Origin of the sequence: Bradyrhizobium septentrionale (assembly GCF_011516645.4) — a bacterium.
GTDB lineage: Bacteria > Pseudomonadota > Alphaproteobacteria > Rhizobiales > Xanthobacteraceae > Bradyrhizobium > Bradyrhizobium septentrionale.
Map to the genome: position 1 here is coordinate 247,789 of NZ_CP088285.1, position 12,183 is coordinate 259,971.

General features: G+C 65.7%; 10 protein-coding genes. 8 read left to right on the forward strand and 2 right to left on the reverse strand.

Annotated elements, in window-relative coordinates; translation table 11 throughout:
- Positions 1 to 65 precede the first annotated feature (65 nt).
- From HAP48_RS03120 to HAP48_RS03140, 5 genes are all read left to right on the forward strand, one after another.
- Positions 66 to 1,448: a TAXI family TRAP transporter solute-binding subunit gene (locus HAP48_RS03120; protein ID WP_166214836.1), complete on the forward strand. Its 1,383-nt coding sequence runs from the start codon at positions 66 to 68 to the stop codon at positions 1,446 to 1,448.
- Between the two features lie 113 nt (positions 1,449 to 1,561).
- On the forward strand, positions 1,562 to 2,344 hold the full coding sequence (locus HAP48_RS03125; protein ID WP_166214834.1) for a sulfite exporter TauE/SafE family protein: 783 nt from the start codon (positions 1,562 to 1,564) through the stop codon (positions 2,342 to 2,344).
- 186 nt (positions 2,345 to 2,530) lie between these two features.
- A complete protein-coding gene (locus HAP48_RS03130; protein WP_166214832.1) occupies positions 2,531 to 3,220 on the forward strand; it encodes a L,D-transpeptidase in 690 nt (229 codons plus the stop codon).
- Positions 3,221 to 3,426: 206 nt separating this feature from the next.
- Positions 3,427 to 4,995 (forward strand): DUF4403 family protein, encoded by a 1,569-nt coding sequence (locus HAP48_RS03135; protein WP_166214830.1) that lies wholly within the window; start codon positions 3,427 to 3,429, stop codon positions 4,993 to 4,995.
- Between the two features lie 137 nt (positions 4,996 to 5,132).
- Complete coding sequence (locus tag HAP48_RS03140) at positions 5,133 to 6,347, forward strand: ABC transporter substrate-binding protein (protein WP_166214828.1); 1,215 nt, start codon at positions 5,133 to 5,135, stop codon at positions 6,345 to 6,347.
- 140 nt (positions 6,348 to 6,487) lie between these two features.
- Here HAP48_RS03140 and HAP48_RS03145 read toward each other — a convergent pair whose 3' ends face one another.
- Positions 6,488 to 6,703: a dodecin family protein gene (locus HAP48_RS03145; RefSeq protein ID WP_166214826.1), complete on the reverse strand. Its 216-nt coding sequence runs from the start codon at positions 6,701 to 6,703 to the stop codon at positions 6,488 to 6,490.
- Between the two features lie 192 nt (positions 6,704 to 6,895).
- Positions 6,896 to 7,183 carry a hypothetical protein gene (locus HAP48_RS03150; RefSeq protein ID WP_224496893.1) on the reverse strand — a complete coding sequence of 96 codons (288 nt, stop codon included), beginning with the start codon at positions 7,181 to 7,183 and terminating at the stop codon, positions 6,896 to 6,898.
- Positions 7,184 to 7,718: 535 nt separating this feature from the next.
- On the opposite strand from HAP48_RS03150, the gene HAP48_RS03155 reads away from it, so the two are divergent.
- From HAP48_RS03155 to HAP48_RS03165, 3 genes are read left to right on the forward strand one after another with little or no spacing between them, the layout of a single operon-like run.
- Entirely contained in the window at positions 7,719 to 8,792 is a 1,074-nt protein-coding gene (locus tag HAP48_RS03155; protein ID WP_166214824.1) for an HlyD family secretion protein, read from the forward strand.
- Positions 8,789 to 11,119 (forward strand): ABC transporter permease, encoded by a 2,331-nt coding sequence (locus HAP48_RS03160; RefSeq protein WP_166214822.1) that lies wholly within the window; start codon positions 8,789 to 8,791, stop codon positions 11,117 to 11,119. Before HAP48_RS03155 ends, HAP48_RS03160 begins: the two co-directional genes overlap by 4 nt.
- Positions 11,106 to 12,077 carry an HlyD family secretion protein gene (locus HAP48_RS03165; protein WP_166214820.1) on the forward strand — a complete coding sequence of 324 codons (972 nt, stop codon included), beginning with the start codon at positions 11,106 to 11,108 and terminating at the stop codon, positions 12,075 to 12,077. The genes HAP48_RS03160 and HAP48_RS03165 overlap by 14 nt, the downstream gene beginning before the upstream one ends.
- Positions 12,078 to 12,183 lie beyond the last annotated feature (106 nt).

Here is a 12,183-nt window from a genome sequence, read left to right on the forward strand (position 1 = left end):
GTCATCGAAATGTTAGGTTGTTTTTCGCGGCAAACCGCCGCTTTTTCGTGTATCGTGACAGTGAGATGTCAGAGCAGAGTGAAAATCCCGGCACCACGCGCCGCAGGCTCCGGCGACGAAACTCGTCGCTCTTGATCCTTGCGACCGGCATGCTTTTGTTCGGTCTCGCCGCCGGCGCGCTGTTCTATGGGCTGCGTCCGGCGACGCTCTCGATCGCGGTCGGCCCGACCGGCAGCGAGGATGTCAAGCTGATCCAGGGCTTCGCACAGGCCTTTACGCATGACGGCAGCGCGGTGCGGCTGAAGCCGCTGACGACGCAAGGCTCCGCCGAAAGCATCGCGCTGTTCACCGCCAACAAGGTCGACCTCGCGGTGGTGCGCGGCGATCTCGATTTGCCCGCGAGCGCCGAGTCGGTTGCGATCCTGCGCAAGAACGTCGTCGTGCTGTGGGCGCCCTCGGGCGGCAAGGGCAAGCGGCGATCCGCGAAGATCAAGGGCATCGACGATCTCGCCGGACACAAGGTCGGCGTGGTCGGCAGCACCCAGGCCAATGTCACGCTGCTGCGCGTGATCCTGACCGAGTCCGGCGTCAACCCCGACAAGGTCGCGGTCGGCCAGTTCAAGACCAGCCAGATCGCCGACCTCGCGCGCGATCCCTCGCTCGACGCCTACATGACGGTCGGCCCGCTCGACAGCAAGATCACGTCGGATGCGATCACGGCGACGGCAGCCGCGCGCGGCGAGCCGGTATTCCTCCCGATCGATGTCTCGGAAGCCATCGCGCAGAAGCATCCGCGCTACGAATCCGAGGAGATCGCCGGCAGCATCTTCTCGTCGTCGCCGGCGCGACCGGAAGACAAGGTCGAGACCGTCGGCGTCAATCACCTCATCATCGCGCAGCATCGGCTGGACGACGCCACGGTCGGCGCGCTCGACCGGCAATTGTTCACGCTGCGGCTCCAGGTCGCGCGCGATCTGCCGGCGGCGTCCAAGATCGAGAAGCCCGACACCGACAAGGATGCCGCGCTGCCGGCGCATCAGGGCGCGGCGGCCTATATCGACGGCACCGAGCGCACCTTCCTCGAAAAATACTCCGACTACATCTGGGGCGGCATCCTGCTGATCTCCGGCCTCGGCTCGGCCGGCGCCTGGCTGCGCCACTACATGAAACGCGAGGAGCGCGAGCACTACATCACCCATCGCGACAATCTGCTGACGCTGATCTCGCGGGTGCGCGGCGCCGAGACGACGGAGGAGCTCGCGGCGATGCAGAGCGATGCGGACGCACTATTGCGCGAGGCGCTCGATTGCTATGACGACGGCGCGATCGAGGAAGGCGATCTCTCGGTGATCGGACTGACGCTCGAGCAATTCCACCACGCCGTCACCGACCGCCGCGCCGCGATCAACGGTGACCGGCCGGGCCTGCCGCGGATGCGCGCCGGCTAGGCGCGCGCACGCCGATTGCACCGAGAGCAATGTGCACCGAGAGCAATGTTTGCATTGCGCGTGCATGCGCGCGTGGCCATGTTGAGTACGACCACAACGCTCCGCACGACACCATGATCACGTCCATTATCGCTGACCTGCCCGGGCCGTTCGTGCTCGCCGTTGCCTTCGCCGGCGTGTTCCTGATCGCCTTCATGAAGGGCGCGTTCGGCGGCGGCTTTGCCATCGTCGGCATCCCGCTGCTCTCGCTGGCGATGGATCCGATCGCGGCGGGCGCGCTGCTGGCGCCGCTGTTTGTCGTCATGGACATCACGGCGCTGCGATTCTGGCGCCCCAACACCTGGTCGCGCACAGACCTCGCGATGCTGCTGCCGGCGCTCGTGATCGGCATCGGCCTCGGCTATTTCGTGTTGCGCGATCTTGACCGGCATGCGGTCGAGATCGTGATGGGGCTGGTGACGCTGGTGTTCGCGGCGCTGTGGTTTCTCGGCGGCGGCGAGATCAAGCCGCGCCCGCGCTCGACGATCAAGGCGACCTTCGCCGGCCTGTCCTCCGGCGTCACCACGATGGTGGCGCATTCGGGCGGACCGCCGCTGGCGATCTATTTGCTGCCGCTCGGCATGTCGAAGACGCTTTACGCCGGCACCACCAGCCTGTTCTTCACGGTCGGCAACCTGCTGAAGGCCGGTCCGTGGCTCGTGCTCGCCACGCCCTCGCGCGGCCTGTGGATCCTGATGGCCCTTTGCGTGCCGGCCGTGCCGGTCGGCGTCTGGGCCGGTTGGCGGTTGCACGAACGCCTCGACCAGCGCGCGCTCTACCGCGCCTGCTACGCCATTCTGGTCATCACCGCGGCCAAGCTGCTGTGGGACGGATTGGCCGGATACGTCCATCCCTGAGGTCTTGCCGTCCCTTCCGGCAACCCGCCCTTAACCGTTCGACGAAACACGGACGAAACAAATCCCTAACGGCACGAAACCATTTTGGCGATTTCGTGCAAACGTCCTGAAACGCCTCGCCTGTACTGGTTTGACCCAACGACGCGCCGGAACTGGCGCGCAGGGCGCAAACAACAGGGGTCGACAATGTTCAATTCCATCAAGCTGAACGCACGTCTCGCTGCCGCCGCCTTCGGTGCGCTGGCGATCGGTACCGTCGCTTTCTCGAATTCCGCCGCGGCCGCGCCGCTGCCGATGTTCCCGTTCATCCTCACGCCGCCGACCGAGGCGGTGCAGCCGCCGGTGCAGTCGATGCCCCAGGCACAGGAGGAAGGCCGTTCCGTTGAATTGCCTGCCCGGCTGCGCCGCCAGGTCGTCACCTATCCGACCCGCGAGGCGCCGGGCACCATCATCATCGATACCCCGAACACCTATCTCTATCTCGTGCTCGGCAACGGCCAGGCCATGCGCTACGGCATCGGCATCGGCCGCGACGGCTTCACCTGGTCGGGCACCCAGACCATCACCAAGAAGTCGGAATGGCCGGATTGGACCCCGCCCCCGGAGATGATCGCCCGTCAGCCCTATCTGCCGCGCCACATGGCCGGCGGCCCCGGCAACCCGCTCGGCGCTCGCGCCATGTATCTCGGCGGCACCATCTATCGCATCCACGGTACCAACGCGCCGGAGACGATCGGCACCCGCGTTTCCTCCGGTTGCCTGCGCCTGACCAATCAAGATGTCTCCGACCTCTATTCGCGGGTCAACGTCGGCACCAAGGTGATCGTGCTGCCGATGACCGACCGCCGCGCCGACCTCGGCTCGGCGATCCGCTAAGCCGGACATATCGAGACATCGACAACGGCCCCGGTGCCACGCCGGGGCCGTCGTCGCGTTGATAATCGTTAACCTCCGTGGCGATCGCTTGGCGATCTCTAGCCGCGACCTGCTTCCGCCCCCGAAGCAGCTTGATCCGGCCACACTGGCGCCCTGCTCGGGGGGCCTGTACAACCCCGGTCAAGTTCATTTCTACCGGGGGTACGATGCGTCTACCGATGCATCCAAGGACGATAGCGCTCGGAATTGCGGTGGTGCTGGTCTCGTTCGTGATCAGCCTCAAGGCGATGGAGTGGCTCGCACCGAGCGCCACCGTGCCGTCGCCGCAGCTCACGCAACTGCCGCCGCTGCCGCAGGCGCCCCGCTCCTCGACGGTCGTGGCGCAGGTCTCGGTCGCCCTGTCGGCGATCCGCGACGCCGCCGAACGCGGCGCGCCGAAGACGTTTGGCGGCAAGGCCGACAATCCGGTGCAGCAGATCCTGCAAAATGCCGACATCGGCTGGACGGCGTCGCGCGGGCCGATCGCGGCCACCGGCGCGCAGGATGTGCTGACGCTGACGACGCCGATCAGCGGAACGCTCAAGGTTACCGGTTCGCTGTCGGCGCAGGCGACCGGCGCGGTCAGCAATGCACTCGGCAGCCTGCTCGGCGGCAATGTCGCCAAGCAGATCGGCGCAGTGAACATCAAGAATGTCAACGCCAACGCCGAGATCAAGGGCAGCGTCACCCTGACCTCGCGGCCGAAGCTCGGTGCGTCCTGGCGGATCGAGCCGAACCTGCAGGCGCAGGTCAATCTCGGCGACACCAGCCTGTCGGCCGCCGGCGTCCGCATCAGCGTGCCGGCCCAGGTCAAGCCGGTGATCGACAAGGCGGTCGCCGACCAGATTTCCGCGGTCGAGGCGCGATTGCACAACGACCCGGTGTTCCAGAACAGCGCCCACGCGCAATGGACGAAGGCCTGCCGCTCGATCCCGCTGCAGGGCACCGGCGGCACCTCGTCGATGCCGCCGATGTGGCTCGAGCTGAAGCCGATCCGCGCCATCGCCGCACAGCCGAAGGTCGATGCGTCTTCGATGAACCTCACAATGGGGATCGAGGCCGAGACCCGGATCACGGAGACGCAGACCACCCCGAACTGTCCGTTCCCGGACAAACTCTCGATCGTGCCGCCGATGCCGAGCCAGGTCGCGGTCGGCCTGCCGGTCGACATGTCCTTCACCACGCTGACCCAGCTCGTCGAGGCGCAGCTCAAGGGCAAGACCTTCCCGGAGGACGGCTCCGGCCCGGTCGACGTGACCGTCAAGAGCGCGAGCATCGCCGCCTCCGGCGACCGGCTGTTGATCTCGCTCCTGGTGCACGCCAAGGAGAAGACCAGCTGGTTCGGCCTTGGCGCCGAGGCGACCGTGTACATCTGGGGCCGGCCGCGGCTCGACCAGCAGGCGCAGACGCTGCGGCTGGCCGACGTCGAACTGGCGGTCGAATCCGAGGCCGCGTTCGGCTTGCTCGGCGCCGCCGCGCGCGCGGCGATCCCGCACCTGCAGCAGGCGCTCGCCGACCGCCTGGTGGTCGACCTCAAGCCGTTCGCGAGCAATGCGCAACGCAAGATCGCTGCCGCGATCGCCGATCTGCAGAAGAACGAGGAAGGCATCCGCGTCGACGCCGAGGTCAACAGCATCCGGCTCGCCGGCATCGAGTTCGATTCGAAGACGATCCGGGTCATCGTGGAAACCGACGGCACCATCAAGGCCGCCGTCACCGCGCTACCGGCGCTGTAAGGGCGCGGATCCGGCTGTTCCATCCGGCCGCGTATGCCCAAAAAGTCGTCTTTGCGACAGGTTGCCGCACCAGATAGAAGGTGCCCGTGGAAGCAACCCTCCAAGTAACTCCAACGAAAAATCAGGGAGAAAACACGATGAAATCGCTCTTGGCCGCAGCTGCGGCCGGCCTCGCGTTGGCGGCCTCCGGCACCGCGGCCAACGCCCAGATCTCCGACGACGTCGTCAAGATCGGCGTCCTCACCGACATGTCGAGCCTTTATGCGGACGCCACCGGCAAGGGCTCGGTCGCAGCCGTCGAGATGGCGGTCGCCGATTACGGCGCCAAGGTGAAGGGCAAGCCCGTGCAGGTGGTCGTCGCCGATCACCAGAACAAGCCCGACGTCGGCGTCAACATCGCGCGCAACTGGTATGACAATGACAAGGTCGACGCGATCTTCGACGTGCCGACCTCCTCGGTCGCGCTGCCGATCTCGGCGCTGACGCGCGAGAAGAACAAGATCCACATCAATTCCGGCGGCGGCTCCTCCGACATCACCGGCACCGCCTGCTCGCCCAACACGGTGCACTGGACCTACGACACCTACGCGCTGTCGAACGTCGCCGGCAAGGCGATGGTCAAGCGCGGCGAGGACACCTGGTTCTTCGTCACCGCCGACTACGCCTTCGGCATGGCGTTGGAGCGCGATGCCGCCAACGTCGTCAAGGAAAGCGGCGGCAAGGTGCTGGGCGACGTGCGACATCCGCTCAACTCGTCGGACTTCTCGTCGTTCCTGCTGCAAGCACAGGCCTCGAAGGCGAAGGTCGTGGCGCTGGCGAATGCCGGCGGCGACACCACCAACGCGCTGAAGCAGGCCTCCGAGTTCGGCCTGACCCAGGGCGGCCAGAAGATGATCGCGCTGCTGCAGGAAATCACCGACACGCACTCGCTCGGCATCAAGGCAACCCAGGGCCTGATCGTCACCGATGCGTTCTACTGGGACATGAACGACGAGACCCGCGCCTTCTCGAAGCGCTTCAACGAGAAGGTCGGCCACATGCCGACCATGATCCAGGCCGGCCTCTATTCGGCGACCATGCATTATTTGAAGGCGATCGAGGCGATCGGTACCGACGAGGCGCCGAAGGTGATGGCCCAAATGCGCGCCACGCCGGTCAACGACTTCTTCGCCAAGAACGGCCATATCCGTATCGACGGCCGCATGGTGCACGACATGTACCTGTTCGAGGTCAAGAAGCCCGAGGAATCCAAGGGCGAGTGGGACCTCTACAAGCTGATCGCCACCGTGCCCGGCGACGAAGCCTTCCGCCCGCTCGACAAGGGCGGCTGCCCGCTGGTGAAGTCGAACTAGAGCGTTTTCGAGCGAAGTGGACGCCGGTTCGCGTGAAGAAAACGCGTCAAGACAAAAAGACTAGAGCTTCGGTTCTGATTCAAATCAGAACCGAAGCTCTAGACGCCATCGCGAATTCGTGGGAGCCGCTTTGCGTGCGCCTACGAACCTTCGAACTTGAATGAGACTTTCAACTTGGCACGGTAAGCTTCGACCTTGCCCGCGGCGTCCAGTTGCAGATCGAGCTCAACGACTTCGGCAACGCGCAAATCGCGCAGGGACTCTCCGGCCCTGCTGACCGCCGCTGTGGCGGCCTTTTCCCAGGAGTCCTTGCTGGTACCGATCAGCTCGATAACCTTGTAGACGCTCTCAGCCATGTCGTCCTCCCGTTACTGTCAGACAGGACGCAAACGCTCCTGCCGCGACCAGCCTAACATCGGGATTTCCGGGCTGATAGGATGCGCCGCACCAATCGGCGTGCAGGGCGGCGCGCTGGCACCGTGAACAACTTCGACAACGCGATCACCGGGATCGCGCAATCGATCCGCTTCGTTTTGAAAGCGCTAGCTCTATCGGCCTGCACGACGCGAACCGTGGCGCGGCAGATGGACAACGCCGATGCCGCTCTCCTGGGCCTGAAGCGCCTGCAGCACCGCGGGCGGCTCCAGCACCAGTTTTGCCGCCGGCGTCGGCGCGCCGTTATTGAGCACGTCGCGGTAGGGATAGAGCGCCTGGTAGGCGGCCGGCTCGGAGATCGCGGCTTGGGCCGAGGCCGTCGCCGCCGTGATGGCCGACAGCGCCAGGGCCAGCGCGATGGTTTTGAACGTGGTTCCGACCTGGGAAATCCTGGTGGTCATGGTAACGCTCCCGCGATTTACATCGCATACGATTAACTCGTTCGCGCTTGATAAAGGCACCGTATGAGCCGACTTCAAGTATCCCGATTTAATCGGATACGATTTATTCGGGCGCAGGGCTTCAAATATCCGTGTGACCCGGCAGGCTATGCGCGGCAGGCAAGGCTGCTGTGTTTGCTCGGCGTCGCTGGCGCCGAAGTCGCGTCAACCCGCACGCTGGTGATCGCATCAGCAGATCCGGGCAGATTCGGATTCAACGCACGGCAGGCTTGCCGGTCGCGTGCACGCGCATTCAAGCTTCGCGCTCGGAGACGTCCGGCTGATGCACGACGCCAATTCCCGCTGCTGCCGGAATTGTGCATGCAACCGCCCGCCGATGAGAATCTTGCAACGAGATGCCTTCGGCAACACCGATGCATTGCTTTCGAAGCCGGTCAAATTCGAGCCGGATCGGACAAGCAGCCGAGGTTGGCAGGATTTAACATCGACGCCATAGTAAGCGACTATCGTGGTCGTGAGCCGAGTGGAGTCAGCTATGGACGCGCAAGCCTCTGGTAACGAAAACCAAAGCACGCCCGAGCCGGCACCTGCACCACGCCAAGAGAATCCGCCCGAGAATCCGCACGCCGCGACGCGCACGCCGGCCATCATCGTCGGTGTCATTGCCGCTATCATCGTTGCGCTGTCGATCTATTATCTGCTGCGGCCGGAGCCGCTGCTGGTGCAGGGCGAGGTCGATGCCACGCGGCTCGATATCGCCGCGCGCGTCGACGGACGGGTCAAGGAGATCCCGGTCGAGCGCGGCCAGAACGTCACCGCGGGCGCCGTGCTGGTGCGCATCGACAATCCGGAAACCCTTGCAAAACAGGACCAAATGCGCGCGGCCAAGGCCGTCGCGGACGCCCAGCTCGCCAATGTGCTGGTCGGCACGCGGGCCGAAACCATCGCCGCGCGCAAGGCCGAGATGGAGCGCGCGGAGGCAGCCCAGGTGCTGGCGCAGAAGACCTTCGATCGCGCCAAGACGTTGACCGAGCAAGGCAACGCGCCGCAGGCGCGTCTCGACCAGACCACCGATGCGCTGCATGAAGCCGAGCGTGGGCTCGATCAGGCCAAGTCGGCCTATGAGCAGGCGGTCAACGGCTACACCAAGGAAGAGCGCGCGATCGCGAAAGCCAATGTCGAGAAGGCCGAAGCGGACATTCAGAGTGTCAAATCGGTCATCGATCAGCTCGCAGTCTATGCTCCCATCGCCTCGCAGGTCTATCAGCGCAATGTCGAGCCCGGCGAATATGTCTCGCCGGGCGTGCCGCTGGTGACGCTGATCGATCTCGGCGATCTCTGGATCCACTTCGATCTGCGCGAGGATCTGGTCAAAGGCCTCAAGGTCGGCGACAAGTTCGACGTCCGCATTCCCGCGCTCGACGACCGTCATGTCACCGTCGAGGTCAAGCTGATTGCTACCAAGGGCGAGTATGCGGGCTGGCGGGCGACGCGCGCCACCGGCGATTTCGATTTGCGGACATTCTCGATCCGCGCCTACCCGGTGCAGCCGGTGCCCGAATTGCGTCCGGGCATGAGCGCCTATCTCGACTGGCGGTCGCGCCAATGAGGCTGGCATCGAAGCCGGGATTCTGGCTGGTCGCGCAACGCGAATGCCTGTGGCTGTTCCGCGATCGCGTCGCGCTGCTGTTGATTTTCGGCGTGCCGCTGTTTGCGTTCGTGGTGCTCACCACCGTGTTCAGCCAGCCGGTGATCCGCGGGCTCGGCGTCACCATCGTCGACGCCGACAAGTCGGATACCTCGCGCGCATTGATGCAGCATGTCGCCGCGTCGCCGAGTCTCAGAATCGTCGACGATTCCGGATCGCTGTCGACCGCGGTGCAGGACATCCGGTCCGGCAAGGCGATTTCGGCGATCTTCATCCCGCCGAATTTCGAGCGCGACCTGAAGGCCGATCGCCGTCCTCAGGTCGTCGGCTTCTACAACCAGCAATTCCTGACCGCGGCCGGCATCGCCTCCTCGGGGCTGAGCGATGCGCTGACCGCCGCGGCGAACGCGGCAGCGCCCGCCAGGCGCGCGGCGCCGGCGCCGTCCTCGATCGGTACGCTGAGCGCGGAGACCATTGCGCTGGTCAACCCGCAGAAGAACTACGCGCAATTCCTGCTGCGCGCGCTGCTGCCGACCATCATCCATGTCGTGATCACGCTCGCCGCGGGCTATTCGGTCGGCTCCGAATTCCGCCGCCGCAATGCGCGGGAGTGGCTCGCAAGCGCCGGCGGCGATCCGGTCGCAGCACTTGCCGGCAAGCTGGCGCCGCTGTTCGTGCTCTTCGTCGTGATCATGCTGGCGCAGCCGCTGGTGCTGGAGGGCGTGCTGCAGATCCCCTTCAAGGGCGACGCGCTGCTGATGATTGCTGCCGGCTCGCTCCTCATCATCGCCTATCTGTCGGTCGGCGCGCTGCTGCAGCTCCTGGTCGGCGACCTCGCGACCGGGCTGGGACTTGCCGGCCTGATCGCCTCCCCTGCGTTCGGCTATGCCGGCGTCGGCTTCCCCACCATCGGCATGAATACATTTGCGCAGGTCTGGAGCGCTATCCTGCCGCTGCGCTGGTACATGGCGGTGCTGATGGGACAGGCGGCGCGCGGGTTGCCGGCAACGGAATCCGCCGTTCCCTTCGCAGCGCTCGCCGGCCTCGCGCTGCTGTTCGCCGGCCTCGCATGGCTGCGGATGGCGAGCCTGACGCGCAGGGGCTGGTTTGCGACGGAGAGGCCGGCCGAACCGCCCGTCAGCGAGCAGACACCGCCAGGCGTCGGCGGCGCCTTCATCGGGGAGTGGCGGCGCGTACTCGGAACACGCAGCGCCTTCACTTTGCTGTTCATCGCCCCGCTGATCTACGGCATCTACTATCCGCAGCCTTATCTGAACCAGATCCTGCGCAAGCTGCCGATTGCAGTGGTCGACAATGATCTCAGCGATCTCTCCCGCCAGATCGTCGAGACGCTCGATGCCAGCGGCACGTTGAGCGTGACGGTGCGCGCCCGCACGCTGGCGGAGGCACGTACCGCGATCGACCGCGGCGATGCGCTTGCCGCGGTCCAAATTCCGCCTGGCACCGAGCGCGACGTGCTCAAGGGCATCACCGCCCACATTCCGGTCTACGCCGACGCCACCTATCTGTTCGTCTTCAGATCGACCGCAAGCAGCGTCGCCACCGCGATCGGCACGCTGACATCGGAGCTGGTGTCGCGCGGCGGCCGCGCCGACGGAAGTCTGGTCAAGGCGAAGCTCGCGAGCATCAGCCCATCTGACGTTCTGCTGCAACCGATCTTCAATCCGGTCGGCGGCTATGCGAGCTACATCGTGCCGGCGGCATTCATCCTGATCCTGCAGCAGACGCTCCTTATCGGCGCGGCGATGCTGACCGGCACCGCGCTGGCCAGCGGCCGCGGCGCGTTGGCCGGCGTGTTCGGGCGCGGCATCGCCCATCTGACGATCTATTTGCCGGCGCTCGCGCTCTATCTGATCGTGCTGCCGCGCGTCTACGGTTTCTCGACGCTTGGCCAACTGCCGCAGATTTTCGCGCTGGCGACCGTCTTCCTGCTGGCGACGAGTTTTATGGGACAGGCGATCGGCGCCTGGTTCACGCGGCCGGAAAACGCCACGATCCTGCTGCTGGCGACCAGCCTGCCGCAATTCTTCACTGCCGGCTTCGCATGGCCGCGCGAGGCCATCCCCGCTGCCGCCACCGCGCTGGGCCGGCTGTTCCCGGCCGACTCCGCGATCGACGGACTCGTGCGCATCAACCAGCTCGGCGCCAGCATCTGGGAAGTCTCGCATGACTGGCTCGGACTGTGGTGTCTGGCGCTGGGCTATTTCGCGCTCGCCGTGATCTCGGCGCTGGTGTTCAAGAGAGGACAGCAACATGCCCAACGCTAGGCGCATCGCCCTGATCGCGGTCCCGCTTGTGCTCGTCGCGGGCGCGCTGATCTATTTCGAGAAGCGCGCGACGTCGTCGCCCGCAACCGTCGGTATCGTCCGCTCGACCGAAGTCAGGGTCGAGCCGGAGGTGAACGGCCAGCTGGTGTCGATCGCGGTCGAGAAAGGCGCGCAGGTGCATGCAGGCGACGTTCTGGCGAAGCTTTCCGCGATCGAATTGACCGCGCAAGCCGACCAGGCGCGGGCCGCCCTTGCCGCTGCCGTCGCAAGCCGCAACAATGTCTATGCCGGCGTGCGCCGCGAGCAGATCGATTCCCTTAAGGCGGCCATCTCCAAGGCCAATTCGCGCCTCGACTATGTGGAGGTCCAGCTCAAGCGGATCAGCACATTGGCGAGCCAGAGTTTTGAAACCCAGCAGGCGCTCGACCAGGCGGTAAATGACGTTGCCGCGGCACGCGCCGGCGTGGCGGCAGCCCAGGCCAATTACGACGCCGCGGTGGCCGGGCCGACCAAGGAGGAGCGCGCCATCGCCGACGCGCAGGTGCAGGCGGCCGCGGCCGCCGTCGCGGTGCTCGAGCGCCGGCTCGACAAGATGGTGTTGCGCGCGCCGGCCGACGGCGTGGTCAGCGTGATCGCTGCGGAAGTGGGCGAGAACGTTCGCGCGGGCCAGCCGATCCTGATGGTGGCGGCGGCCGGCAAGCAATGGATGTCGTTCAACGTGCGCGAGGACCATCTCGACGGCCTTGCGATCGGAAAGACCGTGAACGTGATCCGGAATGCCGCCGCCGGCACCACCAAGGCCGCCATCACCGAATTGCGGCCGCTCGGCACCTTCGCCACCTGGCAGGCCGAGCGCGTGATCGGCGATCACGACCGCAACACGCTGCGGCTGCGTCTCGATCCCGCCGGCGCCGCGGAAGGCCTCGAGCCTGGCATGACCGTCCGGATCGAGCGATGAAGCGCGCGACGCTCGGCGGCGAACCGCTGTGACGTGCGCGTCGCCGCGATGCATTTCAAAAGCCTTTGTCGGCCCACCCCGCCCGACAGTCATCCAGCTGTCAGGA

Excerpts from the sequence above, each read along its gene's own strand:
- HAP48_RS03120 (WP_166214836.1), top strand. The coding sequence starts at position 66 with ATGTCAGAGCAGAGTGAAAATCCCGGCACCACGCGCCGCAGGCTCCGG.
- HAP48_RS03125 (WP_166214834.1), top strand. The coding sequence starts at position 1,562 with ATGATCACGTCCATTATCGCTGACCTGCCCGGGCCGTTCGTGCTCGCC.
- HAP48_RS03130 (WP_166214832.1), top strand. The coding sequence starts at position 2,531 with ATGTTCAATTCCATCAAGCTGAACGCACGTCTCGCTGCCGCCGCCTTC.
- HAP48_RS03135 (WP_166214830.1), top strand. The coding sequence starts at position 3,427 with ATGCGTCTACCGATGCATCCAAGGACGATAGCGCTCGGAATTGCGGTG.
- HAP48_RS03140 (WP_166214828.1), top strand. The coding sequence starts at position 5,133 with ATGAAATCGCTCTTGGCCGCAGCTGCGGCCGGCCTCGCGTTGGCGGCC.
- HAP48_RS03145 (WP_166214826.1), bottom strand. The coding sequence starts at position 6,703 with ATGGCTGAGAGCGTCTACAAGGTTATCGAGCTGATCGGTACCAGCAAG.
- HAP48_RS03150 (WP_224496893.1), bottom strand. The coding sequence starts at position 7,183 with ATGACCACCAGGATTTCCCAGGTCGGAACCACGTTCAAAACCATCGCG.
- HAP48_RS03155 (WP_166214824.1), top strand. The coding sequence starts at position 7,719 with ATGGACGCGCAAGCCTCTGGTAACGAAAACCAAAGCACGCCCGAGCCG.
- HAP48_RS03160 (WP_166214822.1), top strand. The coding sequence starts at position 8,789 with ATGAGGCTGGCATCGAAGCCGGGATTCTGGCTGGTCGCGCAACGCGAA.
- HAP48_RS03165 (WP_166214820.1), top strand. The coding sequence starts at position 11,106 with ATGCCCAACGCTAGGCGCATCGCCCTGATCGCGGTCCCGCTTGTGCTC.